Raw genomic sequence first — 25,508 nt, 5'->3', positions numbered from 1 at the left:
AAATTATATTGAGTTTGAATAAAATCCGAGCTGTTAAGTAAATCCTAAATAAAGGAAAGTAATTTTTTAAGTTTTCCAGTCAATAAATACATAAAATTATCATTTAAGGAGGAATTTTTATGTCTATCAAAGTAGGTATCAATGGGTTTGGCCGTATAGGTAGAAATGCCTTAAAGGCTGCGTTTTCAAAACATCCGGAAATTGATATAGTAGCTATCAATGACCTTTACGACACAAAGACTTTGGCGCATCTTCTAAAATATGATTCAGTATTTGGAACATTTGATGCTAAAGTAGAGGCCAAGGAATCTTCTATAATCGTAAACGACAAAGAAATTAAAATTTTTGCCGAACGAGATTTGACCAACATTCCTTGGGGTGATTTGGGAGTGGACATTGTAATAGAGTCCACCGGCGTTTTCACTTCAAAAGAGAAGGCAGTGGGCCATATTGAGGCTGGTAAAGCTAAAAAGGTTATCATCAGTGCACCTGCAAAAGGCGAGGATATTACCATAGTTATGGGAGTCAATGAGGAAAAATACAACCCAAAAGAGCATCATGTAATCTCTAACGCCTCATGCACTACTAACTGTCTTGCACCTGTAGCTAAAGTGCTCATGGACAACTTCGGAATTGAAAAAGGCCTAATGAACACGATTCACTCATATACCAATGACCAGCGAATTTTGGATCTTCCACACAAGGACCTTAGGAGAGCCCGGGCTGCGGCACTGAATATAATTCCAACTACAACAGGTGCAGCAAAAGCAGTAGCATTGGTAATTCCTGAACTCAAAGGCAAGTTGAATGGATTTGCCCTTCGAGTGCCCACGCCCACAGTATCCATCGTAGATCTTACCTGCCAACTTTCCAAGAGTGCAACGGTCGAACAGATAAATGAAGCCTTGAAACAAGCAGCGGAAGGCAAGATGAAAGGTGTCTTAGGATATACCGAAGAACCGCTAGTATCTATGGACTTCAAAGGGTGTGAACTTTCATCCATTGTTGACGGCCTATCTACAATGGTGATTGAAGATGATATGGTAAAGGTTATTGCATGGTATGATAATGAGTGGGGTTACTCAAATAGAGTCATGGACCTTGTTGAATATGTAGCAGCTAAAGGATTCTAAGAGTGTAAGAACCATGGCTGGAAAATGCTTGCTTTCAGGCAGGGTTTTTCAGCCATTTCTTACATATACTGCTCTTTTAAGGAGATTAATAGATGGAAGAATTGGTGAAATTATTACAGCAGATAGCTCCTGAAATAGCACTTACTATAGGAAACCGCTATACCATACTGCGAAACATGTACTTCAATCAACCAATTGGCCGAAGGGCTCTGTCATCGATTCTTTCATTGTCTGAACGGCAGCTTAGGACAGAAGTAAAGCGGTTAGAGGAGCAAGGGTTGGTTAAAATAAGCTCAAAAGGTATGGAACTGACCAATACAGGTGAAAATATAATCTTTAAATTAGAGCATTTCATATATCACTTAAGAGGTTTAAATCCTATAGCTCAGAGCATAAGACAGCAGTTTAACTGCGGTTATGTTTCTATAGTTCCGGGAGATTCGGATGAAGATGAAACTATAAAGATGCAATTGGGCAAAGAAGCGGCACAGTATCTTAAAAAAACCATAAATAATGGTGATATTGTAGCAGTAACAGGCGGGACTACTATGGCTCAAATTCCTCGGGCTATGGAAAATATTTCAGGTCTAAAAGATATTATCGTAGTTCCCGGTAGAGGCGGTTTAGGAGAAAAAGTAGAAATTGAATCGAATACCATAGCGGCTGAACTTGCAAAAAAACTCAAAGCACAATATAAGCTATTATATATTCCAGATAATCTAAGTCCGGAAACTATGGAGTCGGTTATTAACGAACCGGGAATTCGAGAGATACTAAAGATTGTGCGCAGTGCCGATATTTTGCTGCATGGCATCGGCGGAGCTGAGGAAATAGGACGAAGGCGAGGCCTATCGGAAAAAGAAATCGATGAAATAAGTAAAAAAGGTGCTGTGGCGGAAGCCTTCGGGTTTTACTTCAATAAAGACGGCAAGGTTGTCCATACTACTACTAGTGTAGGGCTTACCATAGCAGACCTTAAGAATATCAGGATTGTTATTGCTATAGCCGGTGGTGCTAATAAAGCTCCTGCCATACAAGCATTTTTAAGGTATCACAGTCCAACGGTTTTTATCACTGATGAAGGAGCAGCCCGAAAATTGTTAGAACTTGAAGGAGGTAGAGATAATGAACAAAAAGACACTTGAAGACTTTGAAGTAGAAAATAAAAGAGTTCTGGTCAGAGTGGATCTGAATGTGCCTGTAGATGAAAACGGCAATATAACTGACGATACCCGTATAAGGGCCGCTTTGCCAACAATAAACTATCTTGTAAGCAAGGGCGCAAAGGTTATACTTGCATCACATTTTGGCAGGCCCAAAGGCAAGGTAAATCCTAAATACAGTCTTGCACCTGTAGCCAAGAGACTTTCAGAGCTTTTAGACAAAGAGGTGGTTATGGCGCCGGATTGTATTGGTAAAACAGTAGAAAATCTTGTAGCCCAAATGAAACCCAAAGATGTAATACTTCTAGAAAATGTCAGGTTCCACGAGGGCGAGGAAAAAAATGATCCGGAATTTGCCAAAAAACTTGCCCAACTTGCTGATATCTTTATAAATGATGCTTTTGGCACATCACATCGTGCTCATGCCTCTACCGTAGGTGTTGCAAAATTTTTGCCGGCAGGTGCCGGATATTTAATGCAGAAGGAAATTGAGATAATGGGCAATGCTTTAGAAAATCCTGAAAGGCCTTTCGTGGCAATTTTAGGCGGTGCTAAGGTAGGAGATAAAATAGGAGTTATAAAGAATTTGCTGAGCAAAGTTGATGTATTGCTTATCGGCGGCGGTATGGCTTATACATTTCTAAAGAGTCAAGGTTATGAAATAGGTAAATCCTTGCTAGAATCGGACAAGATTGAACTTGCCGCATCGCTTTTAAACGAGGCGAAGGAAAAGAATGTGAAGTTGTTGCTTCCGGATGATGTGGTGGTTACTTCAGAATTAAAAGAAGGGCTGCCATATGAAACGGTTTCAATAGCTGATATTCCAAAAGATAAGATGGGTGTCGATATAGGTGAAAAGACTCGGGATAAATTCGCAGATATCATAAAAGAAGCTAAGACTGTTATATGGAACGGTCCGATGGGAGTCTTTGAGATAGAAGCATATGCTGCCGGAACTTTAGCTGTTGCAAAAGCAATGGCCGAATCAAAAGCCGTAACTATTATTGGCGGAGGAGATTCGGCTGCAGCAGTTGAACAGATGGGTCTTGCCAAATATATGACTCATATTTCTACCGGCGGCGGTGCATCGTTGGAGTTTCTTGAGGGCAAGGAGTTGCCGGGAGTAGCTGCCTTAAACGATAAGTGATATTGGCAGCATCGGCATAAAATAAACCGGAGGTGCTTATTTATGTCCAGAAAACCCTTGATAGCGGGAAATTGGAAAATGAACAATACTAAAACAGAAACCATTAAGTTTTTGGATAGTTTTTTGCCGAAGGCTAAAGGGCTTTCGGTTGATATTGTCATATGCCCACCCTTTACAAATCTCTTCGCAGCGGCTGAAAAGCTTGAAGGTACAGATGTTAAGCTAGGGGCACAGAACATGCACTGGGAAGACAAGGGCGCTTTTACCGGAGAGGTTTCACCGGTAATGTTAAAAGAGATTCCCTGTGACTACGTGATTATAGGCCATTCGGAGCGCCGGCAGTATTTTGCAGAAACAGATGAAACTGTTAATAAAAAGATAAAATCAGCTCTACAGCATGACCTTCTTCCTATAGTTTGTGTAGGAGAGAGCCTTGATCAGCGTGAAGAGGGCATTACTATGTCATGGATAATGTCGCAGGTAGAGAATGCATTAAAAGACATCCCTTCACAAGAATTAGAAAAAATAGTATTTGCATATGAACCTATCTGGGCTATTGGTACGGGCAAGACTGCCTCAGCTTCTGATGCTCAGGAAGTAATCTCAGCCATAAGAAAGAAGATTGCAGAGCTGTACTGCAGTGATACTGCGGAAAAGGTTAGAATACTTTATGGCGGTAGTGTCAAACCGGAAAATATAAAAGAACTTATGCAAGAGGCCGATATTGACGGAGCCTTGGTAGGCGGAGCAAGTCTTAAACCGGATAGTTTTTATGCACTTTGCACCTTTAATCTATAGTAGGAGTTGAAAATAGTGTCGAAAAAACCGCTGATGCTAATGATTTTGGATGGCTGGGGATTAAACCCTGAAAAGAAAGCTAATGCCATATTAAATGCCAATACACCTAATTACGACCGATTGATAAACCATTATCCCAACACCATATTAGAGGCCTCCGGGCTAGCAGTAGGATTGCCGGAGGGACAGATGGGTAACTCCGAGGTAGGACATTTAAATATGGGAGCAGGGCGAATTGTATACCAGGACTTTACCAGGATAAGTCAAGACATAAAGAACGGCGGATTTTTTAAAAATCCCGCATTGGTTTATGCAATGGATAACGCACTAAATAACAATAAAGCTCTTCACCTTATGGGGCTTTTGTCTGACGGCGGAGTTCATAGCCATATAGATCATGTTAAAGCACTGCTTGATATGGCAAAACAAAAAGGTTTAAAGAGGGTTTATTTACATGCTTTTTTAGACGGCAGAGATGTACCCCCAGCCAATGCTTTAAAATATATTAAAGAAATAGAAAATTACATGGATAAAATTGGTGTAGGAGCTATTGCCACCATATCAGGTCGCTACTATGCCATGGATCGAGATAAAAGATGGGAAAGAACCCAAAGAGCATATGATGCAATGGTTTTGGGTCATGGTATGAAAGCGACTAGTGCAGAACATGCCCTATTGCAAAGCTATGAATGTAAAGAAACGGATGAGTTTGTAATACCATCTGTTATTACTGATAGCTGTGGAGAACCGGTGGCGACGGTGGAATCGGGAGATTCAATTATTTTCTTTAATTTTAGACCTGATAGAGCCCGTCAATTGACCTATGCCTTTTGCGATGAAGAGTTTAAAGGATTTCAGCGGAAAAAAGGGTATTTTCCTGTCTGCTATGTTTGTATGACCGAATATGACGCGACTATAAAGAATGTAATGATAGCATATGGCCCAGAATCGATGGATAACATCCTAGCTGAAGTGCTGTCTAAAAATGGTCTTACACAGCTTAGAATTGCTGAAACCGAAAAATATGCACATGTTACGTTTTTCTTTAACGGAGGGTCGGAAAAGGCCTATCCAGGTGAAGACCGTGTGTTGATTCCATCACCTAAAGTAGCTACATATGACCAAAAACCCGAGATGAGTGCATATGAAGTAGCCGATGCAGTAATAGAAAAAATCATGGAAGATGTTTATGATGTAATAATATTGAACTTTGCAAATCCGGATATGGTAGGTCATACAGGTATTTTTGAAGCAGCCGTAAGTGCCATAGAGGCAGTAGATAAATGCATAGGGAAGGTAGTAAAAATCATTAATGAAAAAGGCGGGACACTGCTTGTGACTGCAGATCACGGCAATGCCGAGCAAATGCTTGATTATGTAACCGGCGAGCCCTATACGGCACACACATGCAATCCGGTTCCGTTTATTCTTGTAAGTGATAAGGCATATAAGCTTAAATCAGGCAAATTAGCAGATATAGCACCAACTATGCTTGAACTGTTGGGCATAGAGCAGCCAAAGGAAATGACAGGAGAATCATTGATAGTATAATTGCCAGGGAAACCTCTGAAAAAGTGAAACATTATTGCACTATAGATACAAGGGATAAATGTAGCAGGGGCTGTGTGCAGGATATAATGATTAATAAGGATAAAAAATTACTTTAATATAATTTAGAAAGGTGAATGCTTATGTCAATAATTTTAAATGTCTTTGCTAGGGAAATATTAGATTCGCGGGGCAATCCCACCGTAGAAGCAGAAGTTATACTTGAAGACGGAACCATAGGAAGAGCTGCAGTGCCATCAGGCGCTTCCACAGGCAAGTTTGAAGCGGTGGAGCTTCGAGATAAAGATATGGCACGCTTTGGCGGTAAGGGCGTTTTAAAGGCGGTTCAAAATGTAAATGAGGAAATTGCTCCTGAACTTCAGGGCATGGATGTCCTCGATCAGGTTGCAATTGATCAGCTTTTAATCGATCTTGATAACACTCCGAACAAAGGCCGCTTCGGTGCCAATGCGATTTTAGGCGTATCCCTTGCAGCAGCTCATGCAGCAGCTAATTATTTAGGGGTCAGCCTGTATAAATACATCGGCGGTGCAAATGCCAAGGTATTGCCGGTTCCCATGATGAATATATTAAACGGCGGCGAGCATGCAGACAATAATATAGATTTACAGGAATTTATGATTATGCCGGCTGGTGCTAAAAGCTTTGCACAAGCTCTCCAGATGGGGGCTGAAACATTCCACACATTAAAGAAAGTTTTGGGCGACAGAGGTCTGTCTACAGCCGTTGGGGACGAGGGAGGTTTTGCACCAAATCTTTCCTCAAATGAGGAAGCAATAAAATATATAATCGAGGCAATTGAGAAAGCCGGATATGTTCCCGGTAAGGATATATTCATTGCATTAGACCCTGCTTCTTCTGAATTTTACAATGACGGCAAATATCAGCTCAAAGGCGAAGGCTTAGAGTATGATGCAGCAGGCATGGTGGATTATTACGCACGCTTGGTAGAAAAATATCCTATAATCTCCATAGAAGATGGTATGGCTGAAGAGGACTGGGAAGGCTGGAAACTTCTTACAGATGCTATAGGCAGCAAGGTGCAGCTTGTTGGCGATGATTTATTTGTCACAAATACTGAGCGGCTAAAGCGCGGTATTGAAAAAGGAGTGGCTAACTCCATATTAATTAAATTGAATCAGATTGGGACATTGACTGAAACCTTAGATGCTATTTCTATGGCTGAAAGGGCAAAATATACAGCAGTAGTTTCCCATCGTTCCGGTGAAACCGAGGATACTACCATCGCTGATTTGGTGGTAGCAGTCAATGCCGGCCAGATAAAAACAGGAGCTCCTTCCCGCACCGATCGGGTAGCTAAGTACAACCAACTTTTAAGAATTGAGCAGGAGCTTGATACCACAGCCCAGTATCTAGGCATTGGCGCATTTTATAACATTAAACGATAAAGACGATTGATTTTTATATGCATAGTTTTGCTTGACGTTGTCAGATGATGCAGTTTGCTCTCTTGCATCATCTGACAACTATCGTTGCTATATATGCATACATATTTACAAAAAAATTGGCAGTGAGGGGGCTTCGTATGAAGGAGTTAATTGTATACCCCACACCATATTTGGTTAAGCAGCATACAGCAGCACAGTTGAAAGGTAAACAAGGGGTGACCGGAGAATATCCGGTCACCTATGAAATTTTTATAGAAAAATGCATAAAAGATAATATAGCCTCAAAGACTTTTCTAGGAGATTTTAAGAAAAACCTTATTATCGAAAGGATATTTTGGAAGCTTAAAAAACAGAATAAACTGAAATATTTTGATACACCCCGCCCAGGGTACATACACCGCATCGGAGAGGTCATAGGAGAACTCAAGCAACAGAATATCGATGCCAAAACCTTTGAAAAAATTATAGATGAGAAGGCCTGCCATCAAGACATTTCAATAATCTATCAAACATATCAAGATTTTCTTGAAAAAAATCATTTCTATGATAAAGAGGATCGCTATATACTTTGTAGAAGACATATCCTAAAAAGTGAATTTATTGCACATTATGATACGATACACTTCAAGGAATTTCATAAATTTTCCATAATCCAGGAAAAAATCTTAGAAGCTTTAGGCAGTAAAATTAAGATTACTGATTCCGATTTAACGGTGAATATGAGACAGGTAAAGGCAGTAAAGGCTCAAAACCGCAGGACTGAAATTATAAATCTTGCTCACGTTATTTTACAGGACCTGCAGGATGGGCTTTTGCCGGAAAATATATGTATTGTCTTGCGAAATAGAGATGCTTATGAAAATCTCCTCCGTGATATTTTTGATGAAATGTGTATTCCAATCTCCTTGGATAAGCAGGCAGTCCTGCTTCAAAATCCATTTATCAAAGCATTATTAAGACTGCTTCGTTATGGGGAGCTTACCGACTATTTTTCTGAAGAATGGGCAAAAGACAGCTCGGTAAGCAAACCGATAAGCGAGTGGATAGCTGATTTGGAGAATTTTCTAGAAGTCCAGGGATATCCTGAAAAGTTTTGCCATATTCATGATAATAACCTTGCTGTAGTAAAGCGTGATATAGATGCATTCCAGTCGCTTCAAGGTGTTTTGACCGAACTGAACGAAACCGATAAAATGATTTCTGAAGAAGCAGTATCATTTACTGATTTTGCAACCGTTTTAGATACTCACCTGCAAAGTAGTGTTTATAGCTATAGCACTTTGAAAAACGGGATATGGATACTTCCTCCGGCTATGCTCAGAGGTTTAAAGTTTGACAAGATTTATGTTCCGGGCATGGTCGAAGGGGAATTCCCAAGAGATTTCCGACCGGATTGGCTTTTAAAGGACAAAGATAGGGCAGAATTCAATCGTAAAGGATATAAGTTTGATACGCTGGATTTATTACTTGAAAGAGAGAGGGAGTCTTTTGGCTTTTTAATATCATCAAGTCCGGCAGGGTATTTTTCTTATCCGATGATATTAGAAGACAATACTTCTTCGCTAATGTCGCTTTACCTTGAGGAGCTGTGTCAGAAGTCGGCTGCCACTATAGAAAATGTTAGGTTTGAGTCGGTGTATTGCGGTAAAAAGCTAGAAAACATTGCTGCACAAGAGCGAGGAGTTATTACCGGGAATACGAAACAGCGGCTAAAGGAGCATTTTTGCAAGATACCTTTCAGTACTACAGCACTTAATATGTATGGCGAATGTCCGTATAAATTTTTCCTCGCAAGAGTTTTAAATCTATCGCCTGTCGAGGAAGAAGACGAGTATACGGCAATAGCTAGGGGGACAGTTATACATAAAATACTTGAAATATTTTTCAAAAGACATCGGGAAAAATTGGACGCTGCAATGATTGATGAATATGCAAATGACATAAAGGCTCTTGCCGATGAGGTTATAAAGAATTATAATCTCCAAGACAGCTTTGCACATCCATTGCTGCTGGAGATTGAAAAGTGCGACATTGTAACTAATATTGTAAACTATTTAGCATGGCATATAAAACAGATGGGAGATTTTGTACCTGCCTTCATTGAAATGGGCTTCGGATATAAAAACGACTTTTCGCTGCACTTTGCTCCGGATATTCAGCTTGTGGGTAAAATCGACAGGATAGATGAGGATTCAAAGGGCAGATTGGTAATTTTTGATTATAAGGTAGGTTCAACACCGGATATAAATAAGATAGAAGACGGCACAAATCTGCAACTACCTATTTACATTATGGTGTCTGAGCAATTACTTAAAAAGCCCGTAGCAGGTGGAGCATTTGTTTCAATAAAAAAAGGTGCCGTTGATAATATCTTAGTCAGGGACGAGGATTTACCGTTCATATCTAAGCGTCGAAAAAAAGGAATCTTGAGCCAGCAAGAATGGGATAATATGATGGAAGCAGTGAGAGCTACCATTAGGACATATGTTGATGATATAAGGGAAGCGAAGTTTTTGCTAAACCCTAAAAAATGCCCAAAGGTTGATGTTTATGGCAGTTTTTGTGATTTTACCGGAATATGTCCTTTGGAAGGTGAAGACTGATGGAATATACTCCTGAACAGAAAAAAGCCATTGAAACCGTAACGCAAAATCTGGTTGTAACAGCCGGAGCCGGAGCAGGAAAAACCAAGGTGCTCGTTGACCGAATTCTCTATATTTTAGAGCAAGGCCTTGCCAATATAGATGAAATTGTGGCCATTACATATACAAAAAAAGCGGCATTAGAAATAAGAGAGCGCCTTCGTAAAGAGATGATAAAACGGAAAGATGAAGGAGATTTTTCAAAAGGCCTGGAAAAATTAGGCATTGCATATATCGGCACAATACACAGTTTTTGCCTGCGGCTTCTTATGGAAAACCCCGTGGAGGCTGGTATTGATTCTGATGCTAAAGTTATAGAAGAATATAGGTCTAAGGCATGGATGAAAGAGAGTATCCGAGAGACAATAATAGATAATCTTGAAAACAAATCTGTTTTTCAACTTACATCAGAATTAGGTTTTTCAAAACTGTCGAATGAGATTTATGAGCTAATGAGTAAAATGCAAAATCAGGGTCTGCGTCCGGCCGTTATAAATACAATGGCTGAAACTGAGGATGAAAAAGCTATTGCCCTGCTTATTGAAAAGACATATAAATTGTATAATTTAAAAAAAGAAGAGCAGTCATTCCTAGATTATGAAGATATTTTACAAAAAACCTTGGACTTGCTTAAAGAAAATAAGGCAATACTTTGTGAATACCAGAGAAAATTTAGGTTTATCTTAATTGATGAATATCAGGATTTAAACTTTGTTCAAGATGAAATTTTGCGTCTGCTGGGCAAGGATACCAATCTTTTTGTTGTGGGTGATAAAAAGCAATCCATATATGGGTTTAGAGGAGCTAGAGTTGAACTTTTTGAAAAGCTGCGAAAGGACCTGGAAAGGCAAGGGCAAGCTCTAACTTTAAAAGATAATTTTAGAAGTGATGAGCGTATAATCGAACATGTAAATCGAAGCTTCGAAAGTCTTATGGAGGGGTATGAACCTATTAAAGCAAATCGTCGCCACGGTGGTCAAAATAACATATGCTTTTTAACGATGGAAAGTCAGGGAACTATGAGTGAGCGGAGACAGAAGGAAGGCGAAATGATAGCAAAAAAGATTCTCGAGATGATTTCCGATGAATCTGTAAAGGTATTTGACAGAGAAACCCAAAAATATCGCAGACCCAGCTTCCGGGATTTTGCGGTACTTCTTAGAAGAAAGACCCATATAAAGCACTATGTAAATGCATTTAAAGCCCATGAAATACCGTTTTATGTGGCCGATACCGGAAGCATTATGGAAGATTCCAGTGTAAAAAATATACTCTGTGCATTAAATACCGTAGCTTTTCAAGATAACATAAATTTATATGGAACACTTGCACACCTTTTTAAAATAAGTGATGAGGAACTGGCGGAATATGTACTTATGCGACAAGAGCTGATATCAGGTCTTGGAGAAGATGCAAGCTATGACGATATTTCCGAAAGTCTTGCCGAAGCCTTTAAATTAATCCTAATGTGGTGTAAAATAAAAGATAGAGCGACACTTAGAGAATTGGCTCAGAGGATTGCGGATGATACCATGCTTTTAGCCGCTGCAGCTCAAAATGACTTGCTTGAAGTCGAGAACGTGTTTAAGTTTTTGGATTTATGCAGGGATTATGATGAACAGGGTTATACTTTAAGAGAGTTTTTAGAAGAACTTTCGGATTTTGGCTGGGAGCAGCAGGAAGCCATAGATGTGTCCGAAGAGGAAGATGTAGTAAAATTCGTTACTATACATTCTTCCAAAGGCTTGGAGTTTCCCATAGTTATTCTGGCGGACAGCGGCCAAGAAATATCAGGTATTTTTACGGAAGTACTGTTCGAACCTAAAATAGGTTTGGCACTGAAAAAAGACAGAGACAAGTGGGAAATGCTGAAAAAATACTTAAATCAAAAGGAGATTGAAGAGGCTAAAAGACTGTTATATGTTGCACTTACTCGTGCACGAGACTATCTCCTGATTTCAGGCGAAATGAAATCCGATAAAAAGGACAGCTTTTTAAAATGGCTGAACCCAGAAAGTATTACAGATTCTGCAGATGATGGAATTTCTGTAGAAACAATTTGGGAGTTGGCGGATGCTGCTGTAAATACTGTAGATTTACAGGAAAAGGAACCAAAACTTGGGAAAAAACAAATTTATTGGAATAAGCACATTAGTGTTCCGAGAAGTTTTTCAGTAACATCAATAGGAGAGTTTGCAAGATGCCCTCGAAGATATTATTTAAGTAATCAGCTGGGTATACCGGAGAAACTTTTCTATAAAGATTGCGGCGATTTATCGAGACTTTCGGCAAGAGAAAGAGGTACAATCGTCCATGAGTTGATAGAAAAAATCCATAAAGAAAATATCAAAGTGAATAATAAAGAAGAAATTTTGGCTATTAACAGCTGTCCCTTAAATTTTCAAGACAGAAGATTTATCGAAAGATGTCTGCAAAATTACCTTGAAAGCGATTTGTACAATACGCCGGGTGTCGTTTATTCCGAAATGCCATTTACGTATCATTTAGGTGACCGGCGCTATATAACGGGAAAGATTGATCACCTGATACTTGAAGAAGATGGGGCAACGGTAGTAGACTTTAAGACCAATTCTATGATAGATTCAGATTTGATGAAAGCTTATCGCTTGCAGGTAATGGCTTATGCCTTGGCAGTATCTGAAATTTATGGCATAATACCAAAGAAAGCTGTTATTGCATCACTATTTGAAGGAAAAATGGTGGAACTAGATATTTCACTATCTTCATTAGAGGAATGTAAAGCGCAGATCTGCAGCATCATAAACCGGATAGAAAACGATGATTTTAATGGAAAGACACAAATAAAAACTGCTTGTGGTATTTGTGCATATAAAGGGATATTATGTGAATAATTATGGGAAAGAGGGTGGTCTTAGAGAGGATAAGTAATGCTCTATTAAACAGAAGTTAAAGCTAAAACTCAAAATAACATATCATCAGGTTATTATATTGTATAATAGAACAGTATTAAGTAATTTAATGTGTAATATAAAATATAGTGTAGCACATATTTAGATAACATGGATGTATTAGTACATCATTTATAATAATTGTGTTGTCTTTTAAAAAATCATGTGTTATAATCACTAATATTAGCTTATACAGGAGGTAGGCGGCATGGAAATATTCTTGACAATAGTTTATCTACTAATTTGCATTGGTCTTATTGCACTAGTTTTATTGCAGTCGGGCAAGTCTGCCGGTATGGCCGGAAGTATTGCCGGCGGTGCTGAAAAGCTGTTTGGCAAGAAAAAGGGCATCGATGATAAGTTAGCCAAATACACAGAGATTCTGGCACTTGTATTTCTGGCTATGTCGATTATAATGATTATTTTTTTGCGTTAGTATTTAAACACTTTCAATAATCTGGAGGGAATTATCAAATGGAAAACCTGGTGATATGGGCCCCTGTAATGGGGATTGTAGCTCTAGCTTTTGTCTTTATACTTGCTGCCAGGGTAACTAAAAACCCTGCAGGCAATGCTAAGATGCAGGAAATTTCCGGCGCCATTCATGAAGGAGCTATGGCATTTCTTTTCCGGGAGTACAGAATCTTGTCAGCTTTTGTAACTGTTATGTTCGTAGTAGTAGGCTTTTTTATCAACTGGCCTACAGCTATATGTTATATTACCGGCAGCATTGCATCGATATTGGCCGGCTTCATAGGTATGAATATAGCTACCAAAGCAAATGTCAGGACTGCCAATGCTGCTCGCGAAAGCCAAAACAAGGCCCTCAGCATTGCCTTCTCAGGCGGGGCAGTTATGGGTATGTCGGTAGTTGGTCTAGGTCTTTTAGGCCTCGGAATTCTTTATTATTTATTTGGAGATCCGTTGGATGTCAAGAGCTTTGATGTCATAAATGGTTTTGCCTTAGGCGCAAGCTCCATTGCCCTCTTTGCTAGGGTGGGTGGAGGTATATACACTAAAGCCGCCGATGTCGGTGCCGACTTGGTGGGTAAAGTAGAGGCGGGCATACCGGAGGATGACCCCAGGAATCCTGCCGTTATAGCTGATAATGTGGGTGACAATGTAGGTGATGTGGCCGGTATGGGAGCTGACCTATTCGAGTCATATGTAGGCTCCATTGTTTCGGGTATGGCCATAGGAGCTGTGGCTGTGTCGGCTGCTACCGGAGAAGCCTTTGGCATAAAGGGAATTATCCTTCCTCTAATGCTTGCGGCAGCAGGTATTTTAAGCTCAATTATCGGTACATTTTTTGTTAATGCTTCAAGTGGAACTGACCCACAAAAGGCTCTTACAAATGGGACTTTAATCAGTGCAGTTCTGTCCATAATCGCCACCTACTTTTTAAGCCAATCAATATTGGGCGAGATAAATGCGTTTTTTGCCACTACCTCAGGCATAGTTGCCGGAAGTATTATCGGGATGGTGACTGAATATTATACATCGGCAGATAAACCACCGGTGAAAGGAATTGCAGAGTCTTCCCAAACGGGAGCGGCCACTAATATAATATCGGGACTTGCCGTGGGAATGAAAAGCACGGCATTGCCTATATTGTTTATTGCAGCTGCCATTCTTATTTCATATAGGTTTTCGGGATTGTATGGAATAGCATTGGCAGCCATAGGTATGCTTTCTACCACAGGTATGACTGTTGCAGTTGATGCCTACGGACCAATTGCAGATAATGCCGGTGGAATTGCAGAAATGGCAGAGCTTCCTCATGAGGTTCGTGAGATTACCGATAAACTTGACTCAGTAGGCAATACCACTGCTGCCATAGGAAAAGGATTTGCCATAGGTTCTGCAGCACTGACGGCCTTGGCATTGTTTTCTGCTTACACTACAGCAGCAGGTTTAAAGGAAGGTATTAATCTTTTGGAAGCCGATGTCATTGTAGGACTTTTAATAGGCGGTATGCTGCCATTTCTATTTTCCGCAATGACCATGGAAGCGGTGGGGAAAGCTGCCTTTGAAATGATAGAAGAAGTCAGGCGTCAGTTTAAAGAGATTCCCGGCATTATGGAAGAAAAGGCAAAACCTGATTATGCTAAGTGCGTGGATATCAGCACAGCGGCGGCGCTGAAAGAAATGATAGTACCGGGAATGATGGCGGTTGTCGCACCTCTTGCTGTAGGATTTCTGTTTGGAGCTGAGGCACTTGGAGGACTCTTGGCAGGATCCTTGGTGACAGGAGTAATGCTGGCTATTCAAATGTCCAACTCCGGCGGAGCTTGGGATAATGCCAAAAAGTATATTGAATCAGGGCATTTTGGCGGGAAAGGTACCCCCACGCATGCTGCTGCAGTTGTCGGAGACACTGTGGGCGACCCTTTCAAAGATACATCAGGACCTTCGTTGAATATTTTAATAAAGTTAATGACTATTGTAGCATTGGTGTTTGCACCTTTGTTTATATAAATATTTGACAAATAGTTTCTGCTTTCAAAAAATAGTGGTTTACAAAAAAAATGCGGAAACTCGAACAATTATGGGTTGACAGACATAGTAACTTGTTGTAAACTGAAAATATAATTTAATGAATACAAAGCCTCACTTTTCACAAGTGGGGTAGAGGCGCAACGCTTAACAATTCTTAGTGAAGCTTGAGAGCAAAGCAATGACATTAAGGAGAAGGAAGTGTTGCCGAAGCAAATAATATTCTCTCATGTTATTTGCTGGGCCTGCAGTTAAGAGCTGTAGGACTGTCTCAATAAACAGCCCGGTTTATTGAGTTGAGCTATCTCAGTTGGTGGGAAAGAGGAGGAATTTGGGGAAACATGTTTATTAAGACCCGAGTTCATCTCGGGTCTTTTTGTATTTGTTATCCTGAATTAAATGAAGAATCTTTTTTATTAATTTAATTTAAATTAAAAAAGGAGTGTATAGATTATGAATAAAAAAGTAATATCAATAATGTCAATATTTTTATTAGTCATTATGTTGCTAACAGGATGCGGGTCAAGTAATAATTCTGGAAGTGTAAATTCACCGGAGGTGGGGGATACAACGGAAGGTAAAACATTTAAAGTAGGGCTTGAATGTGATTATCCGCCGTTTAACTGGACTCAACTTGATGATTCCAATGGTGCAGTGCCAATAGATGGCTGCGCTGAATATGCAGCTGGGTATGATGTAGAAATTGCAAAAAGAATCGCCGATGGCTTGGGAAGAGAACTGGTTATTGTCAAAACTGAATGGTCTGGTCTTTTGCCCGCATTAACTTCCGGTAAAATTGATGCAATTATCGCAGGTATGTCACCTACGGCGGAGCGAAAAGAAAGCATAGATTTTTCGACAAATTACTACAAATCAGATTTAGTCATGGTTGTTAAAAAAGGAGGAAAGTATGAAGGAGCTACCTCTATCCAAGATTTTAAAGGCGCAAAAGTAACTGCTCAAATAAGTACATTCCACTATACGGTAATTGACCAAATTGAAGGTGTAATAAAGGAACCGGCCATGGATGATTTCTCTGCAATGAGGGTTGCTCTTGAATCAGGAATGATCGACGGGTATATTTCGGAAAAGCCGGAAGCTGTCAGTGCGGAGGCAGCCAATGAAAACTTTACATTTGTTGAATTTGACGATGGCTTTGTAACATCTGATGATGATACTGCCATTGCTGTGGGTCTTGTAAAGGGAAGTGAATTAATTGAGGAGATAAATAGGATATTGGCAGGCATTTCGGATGCGGAAAAAGAAGAACTCATGAATGAGGCTATCAAAAATCAGCCGGAAGAATAACATTTATCCGATGGCATGCCATTGCTTATCCATCTGCTTCTGCAAGCAGCAGGGTAAGTGCTGGTATGCCTAGACTGATAACTTTTAAGGAGCACGAATTCATACATTTGTTTATATGTAAAAAGTCTTAGTTTAAGAAAACGAGAATCTAGACAGAGCGGTGTCAAAAGGAGGAAACTTATATGAGCTTTGAGCAGATAATCAGAATTACCTTAAAATATTGGCCTATGTTTCTGCGTGGAGCCGGTATGACACTTTTGATTTCCATAACGGGCACTATTATAGGATTTTTTATTGGTCTATTAGTTGGTGTTATACGCAGTGTTCCTATACCTGAATCAGGAGTAAAAAAACTAATTTTGAAATGTATCAATGCCTTCTTAAATGCTTATGTGGAAGTATTTCGTGGGACACCTATGATTGTTCAGGCCACGGTAATCTATTACGGCTCTGCTCAGGCATTAGGTCTTGACATGGATAAATTGACAGCAGCTTTTTTGATTGTATCTATTAATACAGGTGCTTATATGGCTGAAATTGTTCGTGGCGGCATTGTATCTATAGATAAAGGGCAATTTGAAGCAGCTCATGCTGTAGGTATGAATCATATGCAAACTATGGTCAATGTGATATTACCGCAAGTAATTCGCAATATCTTGCCTGCAACAGGCAATGAATTTGTAATAAATATTAAAGATACCTCAGTGCTTAATGTAATTTCTGTAACAGAATTATTCTTCCAAACAAAATCAATTGTTGGCAATAATTACAAGTATTTCGAAACTTTTTTTATTGCTTCTGTTATATATTTTGTTATGACTTTTACAGTGACAAGAATATTACGTTATTTGGAAAGGAAAATAGACGGTCCGGAAAACTTTACAGTGATTGGCAATCCAGTGCAAATATAACACCGAACCGTGAAATATAAATTGTGGGACTCGCCATTGTCGATGGTGGAGGAGGGGAGTTATGGAAAAGATAATCGAGATATTACATTTAAGTAAAACTTTTGGAACTCATGAGGTATTAAAGGACATTAATTTTTCGGTAGATAAAGGAGAAGTTGTCTGCATAATCGGTTCGTCCGGCTCAGGCAAGTCAACTCTCCTTCGCTGTATTAACCTTTTAGAAAAACCAAGCGGTGGTAAGATAATTTATAAAGGCAAGAATATGTTGGAGGGTAACCATGATATCTACGCATACCGCACTAAATTAGGCATGGTATTTCAACAATTTAATTTATTCAATAACCACAATGTTTTAAATAACTGCACGGTAGGGCAGATAAAGGTATTAAAACGCTCAAAGGAAGAAGCGGAGAAAGTTGCTATGAAATACTTGCAAGTTGTTGGAATGGAACAATACATCAATGCAAAACCGAAACAATTATCAGGGGGACAAAAACAACGGGTTGCAATTGCCAGAGCTCTCTCAATGGAACCGGATGTTATGCTGTTTGACGAACCTACATCGTCCCTTGATCCTGAATTGGTGGAAGAAGTTCTCAAGGTCATGCAGAAACTTGCCCAAACCGGACTCACAATGCTTATAGTCACGCACGAAATGGAATTTGCAAAAGAAGTGTCTGATCGTGTTGTATTTATGGATAAGGGTGTTATTGAAGAAGAAGGCACTCCTGAGCAAATTTTCAATAACCCGGTAAAAGAACGAACCAGAGAATTCTTAAGACGTACTTTAAAATAGTTATAACAATTGGATGAAGCGCGATGGGATGTTTATATCCTTCGCATAATAATAGAAAAGTTTAAAAAAGACGGTTTCCAAAATTAAGCTATTTAAGCCATAGGAAACCGTCTTTTAATTTTAAAATTACAGCATCCCACTCTGCTTGCCTTTCTATTTGTAATAGCCTCAAATTAATTATTAATGTAAACAAAAGTCATATTAAAAATAATGATTGACAAGTAGTATACTAATATGGTAGTATGTAAGTGAAAATATTCAGGTTATAATTAACTAACTGAAATATGTACAAATGATAAAAAAGAAAATTTATATTTATAGCCTAAGAAACAAGCACATTTGGCAAAACAAAGGTTATGAACTATCAATAAAGCACTATTAAATGGTACAACCCCATGGCCTATATTTAATTTTCAAGAGTGATTACTAAATAAATACATACTTGGAGGTTCGTATGAAGAAAAAGATACTAATTACTCCCAAATCATTTTTTCGTGCAAAAGATAAGGCAGATGAAATTTTTAGTCAATATGATTTAGAAATAGTAGAGAACAATACTGGTAAAACTCTAACAAAGCAACAAATGCTTGAATTATGTTCGGATGTCGATGGCGTAATCGTGGGTCTTGATCCGATGGATGAAGAAGTGCTCAGAAGTGCAAAAAATCTCAAGGCGATATCCAAGTATGGTGTTGGTCTTGATAATATAGATTTAAATGTTGCACAAGAATTAGGGATAAAGGTAAGAAGAGCAGAAGGTACCAATACGCGTTCGGTAGCAGAACTTGCAATTGGTTTGTTTTTCGCATTATCAAGAAGCATACCAAAAGCTGTTATAAATGTAAAAGATGGCAGATGGGACAGAGCGATAGGAACCGAAATTGGTGCAAAAATAGTTGGAATTATAGGATTTGGCGCAATTGGAAGAGAAGTTGCAAAGATGGCGTCCGGATTAGATATGGAGATAATGGCATATGACCCTTATTTTAATGATGTAGAACTTACAAAAGCGATGAATGTAAAAATGACAAGCATAGATGAGATACTGGAAAAGGCTGATTTTATAACGCTTCATTTACCATTAAACGAAGAAACAAACAAAATCATTAACAGTAAAACCTTGAGCAGAATGAAGCAAACCGCTTATCTGGTTAACACGGCAAGAGGTGAACTTGTAGATGAGGATGCATTATATGATGCATTAAAAAATGGGATTATAGCTGGTGCAGCTCAAGATGTATTTTCTCAAGAACCACCAGATAAGCAAAACAAGCTGTTAGCACTTGACAATTTTATACTTACACCTCACATAGGTGCCTATACCAAGGAGGCAACTGAGCGTATGGTTGTAACTTCGGCAAAGAATCTAATTGAAATGTTATTTTAAAGTTAACATATATAATGTGAAACGCAAAAAAATCAAGAATTTCATCTTGAGCGATATTAGAATAATTACCATGGCAGTCATTGGTGAACTACATACTATTGGCTCAGTAAAGGCTTGGCTTAGCTCCTATCAAAAGGATTTAATATATTTTTTTCCTTATATGTGTAGCCGGATACGTTCTAACAGGGCAAGGAGGCATCTATATATAGGTTAACCTAATAACGTGGCAAGGGGTGAATAATAGAAAGAGAATAATCAGATTAATTTTAATTGGCTTTGCAATCACATATCAAGAAGGGGGCGGGTATGAATTATAATATTTAATGATATATAATGCTCTAAATTTGAGCGTATTATGTACTAGCTAAATATGAGAGGAGATTATGAAATGAAAAAACATATTACCTTATTAATTGTTCTAATGCTTATAGCGAGTATAGCAATTAGTGGATGCTCCAATAATAGCAAAACATCTGAAACCAGTAATACAAGTGAATCGGCACAAAATGAAGTCATAACATTTAAATTTGCTATGGTAGATAATGAATCATCAAACTATTATAAAGGTGCAAAGAAGATTGCTGAAGAAGTTGCAAAATCAACAAACGGAAAAATTAATATTGAAGTGGTAGCTGGAGGAGCGCTAGGTGATGAGCGCAGTACTGTTGAATTAGCCATGAATGGCGATCTCGATATTGCAACTGCGGCTAATTCCGTATTAACTAACTGGATCCCTGAGATGAGCATTCTGGACCAAGCTTACTTATGGGATAATGCAGATCAAGCTCATGCAGCCGTTGATGGTGAGGTTGGAGATTTAATTGAGGCAAAAGCAGAAGAATTAGGATTACATGTAATAGGGTATATGGAATCTGGTTTCCGCAATGTTTTTTCTAAAAAGCCTATTAAAGATATATCTGATTTTAAAGGTGTCAAGATTCGCACTATGCAAAATGAGTATCATATGGCAGCTTTTGAATCCTTTGGTGCTATGCCTGTAGCTATGGCAGCTGGCGAACAATTTACAGCTCTTCAACAGGGCACAATTGACGCTTGCGAAAATGCGATTTCGAACTGCTTAGCAAATGGTTTTTATGAGGTTACAAAGAATATTACATATACAAATCATGCTTTCGTGTATATCATAATTGCTATGTCTGACAATGCATGGAATAAGATTCCAGAAGACTTGAGAGAACCTTTCTTGGAAGGTGTTAAAAGAGGATACGAAGCACAGAGACAGTATCTTGTAGAGGCGAATACAGAAGCTGAGGAAAAATTGAAAGAGCTAGGTGTAGAATTCCATACAATTGATACTAATGTCTTGAAGGCAGCTTATAAAGAAACTGCAGCTAAGAGAAAGTTTACTTTTGATCCAGAATGGCAGGCTGCAGTTGACAAAGCAATTGCATCAGTAAATAATTAGTCGAATTTTAGTATAAAGCATTACACGTGGAGGCACCTTTACTGGTGCTTCCGATTTTAAAGCCAAACAAGAGAAGGTGAGAGATTTATGAAGAAGATATTAACATTTCTCCAAGGTATAGAAAACGCAGTCTTAGTTGTTACTTTCAGCATTATGGTTACAACTTTTTTTGCGCAGGTTGTTAATCGCAATATATTTAAGTTACCGATTTCTTGGTTTGAAGAGGCTGCTGTTTATTCTATGATATATATGGTTTTATTAGGGACAGAAGTTGGATTAAGAGATGGTTCGCAGATAGCTTTTACTGGCGTAGTGGACAAACTGCAAGGAAAGACTAAAGAAGTAGTCCAAATCATTTCTAAAATTATAGTTGTCCTTTTTTCGGTTATAATTTTTAAAAGCTCTATTGGCATGCTACAGATGCAGATTGAATCAGGGCAAACATCACCGGCTTTGAAATTACCAATGACTATTCCATATGCTGCTTTAACTATTAGTTTTGCTATTATTACATTAGTGCAGGGTGCCACTGTTATTTTGATGATTAAAAATCTAGTTAAACCAGAGAAAGCTAAAGAGGTGGTAAAGGCATGACAGGTATATTGATGTTCGGCTCTTTTGCAGTTTTACTAATTATTGGAGTACCCATAGCAATGTCATTAGGTATAGCAACTATGTGTGCTATAGTGTTCAGCCCTGATATTACACTTTCGGTTTCTGTTATTGCACAGAGGTTATTTGGGGGTCTCGAATCTACATCTATTATGGCGATTCCGTTCTTTGTTCTAGCTGGGAATATTATGACAAAAGGTGGTATTTCTAAGCGTTTAGTGGATTTTTCTAATTCCATTGTAGGAAATATACGGGGTGGTATGTCGCTAGCTCTTGTGTTGTCATGTGCTTTTTTTGCGGCACTTTCGGGTTCTGCTCCTGCAACTGTTATAGCTATTGGAGTTATGCTTTATGAGGATATGGTGAAAATTGGTTATCCGCCGGAAAGAGTAGCTGGTCTTTTAGTTGTATCTGGAGGCCTTGGGCCGATTATTCCTCCTAGCATTATTATGGTTGTTTATGCAACGATTACAGGGGCTTCAGTAACAAATATGTTCAAATCAGGCATGTTCATTGGAATTGTTATAATGTTTGTGCTTATGGTAATTGTTCTTATTTATGCTAATAAAGAAAATTGGCCTAAAAATCAGGAAAAAACTACCCCTAAATTGCTTTTAAAAGCTTTTGTAAATGCAATCCCTGCGTTGATGCTTCCTATTATCATATTAGGTGGCATATATTCAGGAGCTTTGACTCCTACAGAATCTGCAGCCGTTGCAGTTGTTTGGTCGCTAATTGTCGGATTTTTTATTTATAAAGAAATACAATTGAAAGACTTAGTACAGATTATTTTGGATTCTGCAAAAAGTAGTGCTATGGTTCTTTTCATTATTGCAACATCAACAGCATTTTCATGGTTATTTGCTTTTTCCGGTATATCAAAACAATTGGTTGATACTATTATTGGTTTAAACTTAGGTCCAACTATGTTCTGCTTTATTGTTGCAATAATATTACTGATTTTTGGTACGTTTTTAGAAGGTATTGCAACAGCGGTTCTAATTGTTCCTATTTTGTGGCCTATTGCAGAAAGCCTTGGTATAAATGTAATTCACTTTGGTATGATTGTTTCTATCTCTAATGTAATTGGCACTATGACTCCTCCTGTTGCTGTAAATATTTTTTCAGCTGCAAGTGTATCAAAATTGAAAATGGACCAAATTGCGAAAGGCCAGGTACCCTTCTTTATAGGATATCTTGCAGTATTTTTTGCGGTTGTATTTTGCCCGTGGATTAGCACATTTTTAATTAAATAGCAACTAAAATTGTAGATTGTAATGGAATTTAGTCATGATACATACGACCTAAAATGGCAATGACAAAAAAGCCTTGTAAACAATATAAAATAAACCAATCTGGCAATTAGATGTATGTAAAAGAATAAAAAATGAAAGGTGTGTATAGATATGCAAGGTTGCGTAAATAAGGAAAATATGAAAAATTGGAGTATAAAATCTCCGGAAGCGCCAGGTTTTCATAAAGTTATTGTTCCAGAAAATTGTGATTGCAAAGTGGCACAAATGTATAGACTGAATTTGCCAGCAGGTGAAAGTTATGTTTTGGAAAGTGGAGAAATGGAAATACATCCAGTTATATTAAGTGGTGAAGCATTACTAAGTGAGCATCCTGTGTTAAAACAAACGATGCAAAAGTACGATTCATTTTATATTCCTGCAGAAAATACAATAAAAATCACAGCTGTGAAAGATTGTATCTTTTACATCGCAGGTGCTAAATACGAAGGAATAGGGCAACCAAGTTTTCGTAAATATAATCCTAATTTACCTTATGGCGATATACATCAGATTCATGGAGAGGGCATATATAGCCGCAGAGTTATGTTCACACTAGATCCTAATACTCCAGCATCACGGCTTATTTGTGGCTTAACATGGGGCGGTAATGGGGGATGGACAAGCTGGCCTCCACATCAACATGAAAAGGACCTAGAAGAAATATATTGCTATTTTGATATGGATGCACCCAAATTTGGATTTCATATCAGCTACTTAGAAAGTGGAGAAATAGAAAATTCCGTTATTCATACAGTTCAAACTGGAACAGTCGTGCAGGTACCTCGTGGTTATCATCCGACAGTAGCTAGCCCTGGAACAATAAATACATATTTTTGGATATTAGCTGCTTTTACACCGGAAAGTAGGCGGTATGATTTAGCTATTGCAGATCCGATGTTTGAAAATGCAAAATGAAACTAAATAATTTAAAAAAATGGCGTTAAAACAAACAATCAAAATAATAATTCTGAATTTACTGATAAAATAGGGTTTGTCTACTTAATTTTTCATATTAACAACTATTTTCAAGGAGGATATCATATTGAATTTATTTGATATTACTGGGAGAAAAGCGATTGTTACAGGTGGAACTCGCGGCCTTGGTTACGGTATGGCAGAAGGTTTAATGGAAGCAGGTGCAGAAGTAGTTATTTTTGGCTCCAATGCAAAAGTAAACAATGTTGCTGAGCAATTTTGTGAAAAAGGTTTTAAGTGTCATGGTGTAGAAGTAGATTTAAAGAACCGTGAGGACAGACGAAAAGCTTTTTATGAAGGCTTGGAATTACTTGGTGGAACGATAGACATTCTTGTAAATTCAGCAGGCATTCAGAGAAGACATAAAAGTGAAACCTTTCCTTTAAGCGATTGGGATGATGTAATTGAAGTAAATTTAACTGCGACATTTGAACTTTGCCAACTAGCAGGAAGAGAAATGCTGAAGGTTGGCTATGGGAAAATCATTAATATAGCTTCAATGATTTCATTTTTTGGAGGAATGACAATACCCGCATATGCAGCTAGCAAAGGTGGAGTTAGCCAAATTACAAAAGCATTATGCAACGAATGGGCAGGTAGAGGTATTAACGTAAATGCTATTGCTCCAGGCTATATGGATACCGACATGAATACTGCTTTGACTGATCCTTCAAATCCTAGGTTTAAAGAAATCACAAACAGGATACCCCAACATAGATGGGGAACTCCAAATGATATGAAGGGTTGTTGTATTTTTCTGTCTTCACATGCTTCGGACTATATAAATGGTGCAATTATTCCTGTTGATGGTGGTTATTTGGTAATGTAAAGGTACAAATTATAAATCGAAAATTGCAAATTTAGATGTAGTTTGAAACTCATTTTTCAATATAGATAGTATAAAATTAAAATTCTTTCATTGAGATGATTTATTTCTTATTCGTTCAATATTCTTTAAATTCCCTGTAATTTTTAAGGAGCGATACTATTTGAATATATTGGCTTTAGAAACCAGCACTTCTGCTTTAAAAGTAGCTATATACTCCAGCGATGAAGGGCCAATGAGCGTAAAAAGCATTTTATACAATGAAAATATAAGTAATACGATTACACAAAATGCAGAAGGAGTATATAACTTACTACTAAGTAAAATTAAGGAGATATTATCATCGCAGACATATAGAATCGATGCAATTAGTCTTAGCGGGATATGGCACAGTCTTTTACTGCTGGATAAGCACAGAAAGCCGCTTACGCCGATATTTACATGGGCTGATACCCGTCCTGCAGAGACAGTGGCAAAATATCGGAAAAATGAACAGCTGTGGCAAAGCTTTTACAATAAAACCGGCTGTACCATCCACAGCATATATCCTCTATGGAAAATTATTCATCTTAAAGAATCTCAACCCGACATATTTTCGAAGGCTGCCTACATTACATCGCAATTAGAATATATCTTTGAACAGCTAACAGGTGAATTCGTTGAATCAAAGACAATAGCATCCGGT

20 protein-coding genes and 1 riboswitch are annotated in these 25,508 nt (G+C 38.4%); all 20 genes read left to right on the top strand.

Translation table 11 applies throughout. The features are described 5' to 3' along the window. The first annotated feature begins 119 nt into the window (after positions 1 to 119). Positions 120 to 1,133, top strand: coding sequence for a type I glyceraldehyde-3-phosphate dehydrogenase (gene gap, locus BUC45_RS05910; RefSeq protein ID WP_296970965.1), 1,014 nt, complete (start codon positions 120 to 122; stop codon positions 1,131 to 1,133). Positions 1,134 to 1,225: 92 nt separating this feature from the next. Beyond that, positions 1,226 to 2,278, top strand: a complete 1,053-nt coding sequence (locus BUC45_RS05905) for a sugar-binding domain-containing protein (RefSeq protein ID WP_296970964.1) — start codon at positions 1,226 to 1,228, stop codon at positions 2,276 to 2,278. Then, complete coding sequence (locus BUC45_RS05900) at positions 2,259 to 3,443, top strand: phosphoglycerate kinase (RefSeq protein WP_296970963.1); 1,185 nt, start codon at positions 2,259 to 2,261, stop codon at positions 3,441 to 3,443. The genes BUC45_RS05905 and BUC45_RS05900 overlap by 20 nt, the downstream gene beginning before the upstream one ends. Positions 3,444 to 3,485: 42 nt before the next feature. Next, positions 3,486 to 4,241 (top strand): triose-phosphate isomerase, encoded by a 756-nt coding sequence (tpiA, locus tag BUC45_RS05895; RefSeq protein ID WP_296970962.1) that lies wholly within the window; start codon positions 3,486 to 3,488, stop codon positions 4,239 to 4,241. A 15-nt stretch (positions 4,242 to 4,256) separates the two neighbouring features. Next, complete coding sequence (gene gpmI, locus BUC45_RS05890) at positions 4,257 to 5,792, top strand: 2,3-bisphosphoglycerate-independent phosphoglycerate mutase (protein ID WP_296970961.1); 1,536 nt, start codon at positions 4,257 to 4,259, stop codon at positions 5,790 to 5,792. A 140-nt stretch (positions 5,793 to 5,932) separates the two neighbouring features. Continuing rightward, positions 5,933 to 7,219 (top strand): phosphopyruvate hydratase, encoded by a 1,287-nt coding sequence (gene eno / locus BUC45_RS05885; RefSeq protein WP_296970960.1) that lies wholly within the window; start codon positions 5,933 to 5,935, stop codon positions 7,217 to 7,219. A 137-nt stretch (positions 7,220 to 7,356) separates the two neighbouring features. After that, positions 7,357 to 9,822 carry a PD-(D/E)XK nuclease family protein gene (locus BUC45_RS05880; protein WP_296970959.1) on the top strand — a complete coding sequence of 822 codons (2,466 nt, stop codon included), beginning with the start codon at positions 7,357 to 7,359 and terminating at the stop codon, positions 9,820 to 9,822. After that, positions 9,822 to 12,734, top strand: a complete 2,913-nt coding sequence (locus tag BUC45_RS05875) for an exodeoxyribonuclease V subunit beta (RefSeq protein ID WP_296970958.1) — start codon at positions 9,822 to 9,824, stop codon at positions 12,732 to 12,734. Before BUC45_RS05880 ends, BUC45_RS05875 begins: the two co-directional genes overlap by 1 nt. 265 nt (positions 12,735 to 12,999) lie before the next feature. Continuing rightward, entirely contained in the window at positions 13,000 to 13,227 is a 228-nt protein-coding gene (gene secG / locus BUC45_RS05870) for a preprotein translocase subunit SecG (protein WP_296970957.1), read from the top strand. Positions 13,228 to 13,265: 38 nt separating this feature from the next. After that, positions 13,266 to 15,269 (top strand): sodium-translocating pyrophosphatase, encoded by a 2,004-nt coding sequence (locus tag BUC45_RS05865; protein ID WP_296970956.1) that lies wholly within the window; start codon positions 13,266 to 13,268, stop codon positions 15,267 to 15,269. A 143-nt stretch (positions 15,270 to 15,412) separates the two neighbouring features. Further along, positions 15,413 to 15,599, top strand: a riboswitch (Lysine riboswitch). Between the two features lie 141 nt (positions 15,600 to 15,740). After that, positions 15,741 to 16,595, top strand: coding sequence for a transporter substrate-binding domain-containing protein (locus BUC45_RS05860; protein WP_296970955.1), 855 nt, complete (start codon positions 15,741 to 15,743; stop codon positions 16,593 to 16,595). A gap of 182 nt (positions 16,596 to 16,777) precedes the next feature. Beyond that, entirely contained in the window at positions 16,778 to 17,506 is a 729-nt protein-coding gene (locus tag BUC45_RS05855) for an amino acid ABC transporter permease (protein WP_296970954.1), read from the top strand. A gap of 61 nt (positions 17,507 to 17,567) precedes the next feature. Then, on the top strand, positions 17,568 to 18,302 hold the full coding sequence (locus tag BUC45_RS05850) for an amino acid ABC transporter ATP-binding protein (protein WP_296970953.1): 735 nt from the start codon (positions 17,568 to 17,570) through the stop codon (positions 18,300 to 18,302). 454 nt (positions 18,303 to 18,756) lie between these two features. Then, entirely contained in the window at positions 18,757 to 19,689 is a 933-nt protein-coding gene (locus BUC45_RS05845; protein ID WP_296970952.1) for a phosphoglycerate dehydrogenase, read from the top strand. 421 nt (positions 19,690 to 20,110) lie between these two features. Further along, on the top strand, positions 20,111 to 21,115 hold the full coding sequence (locus tag BUC45_RS05840) for a TRAP transporter substrate-binding protein (protein ID WP_366749855.1): 1,005 nt from the start codon (positions 20,111 to 20,113) through the stop codon (positions 21,113 to 21,115). Positions 21,116 to 21,202: 87 nt separating this feature from the next. Then, complete coding sequence (locus tag BUC45_RS05835; protein ID WP_296970950.1) at positions 21,203 to 21,709, top strand: TRAP transporter small permease; 507 nt, start codon at positions 21,203 to 21,205, stop codon at positions 21,707 to 21,709. Continuing rightward, positions 21,706 to 22,983 (top strand): TRAP transporter large permease, encoded by a 1,278-nt coding sequence (locus BUC45_RS05830; RefSeq protein WP_296970949.1) that lies wholly within the window; start codon positions 21,706 to 21,708, stop codon positions 22,981 to 22,983. Before BUC45_RS05835 ends, BUC45_RS05830 begins: the two co-directional genes overlap by 4 nt. A gap of 150 nt (positions 22,984 to 23,133) precedes the next feature. Next, the gene (locus BUC45_RS05825; protein WP_281795519.1) at positions 23,134 to 23,937 is read left to right on the top strand and encodes a 5-deoxy-glucuronate isomerase; all 804 of its coding nucleotides are present in this window, start codon (positions 23,134 to 23,136) and stop codon (positions 23,935 to 23,937) included. 127 nt (positions 23,938 to 24,064) lie between these two features. Beyond that, positions 24,065 to 24,826 (top strand): SDR family NAD(P)-dependent oxidoreductase, encoded by a 762-nt coding sequence (locus BUC45_RS05820; RefSeq protein WP_296970948.1) that lies wholly within the window; start codon positions 24,065 to 24,067, stop codon positions 24,824 to 24,826. Between the two features lie 160 nt (positions 24,827 to 24,986). Next, positions 24,987 to 25,508: FGGY family carbohydrate kinase (locus BUC45_RS05815; RefSeq protein ID WP_296970947.1), on the top strand; the 522-nt coding region annotated here is incomplete at its 3' end.

Source organism: Tepidanaerobacter sp. EBM-38, assembly GCA_001896545.1.
In the GTDB taxonomy this organism is placed as follows: domain Bacteria; phylum Bacillota; class Thermosediminibacteria; order Thermosediminibacterales; family Tepidanaerobacteraceae; genus Tepidanaerobacter.
Note: the sequence above shows the minus strand (reverse complement) of the source record. Positions and strands in the feature narration are given on the sequence as shown.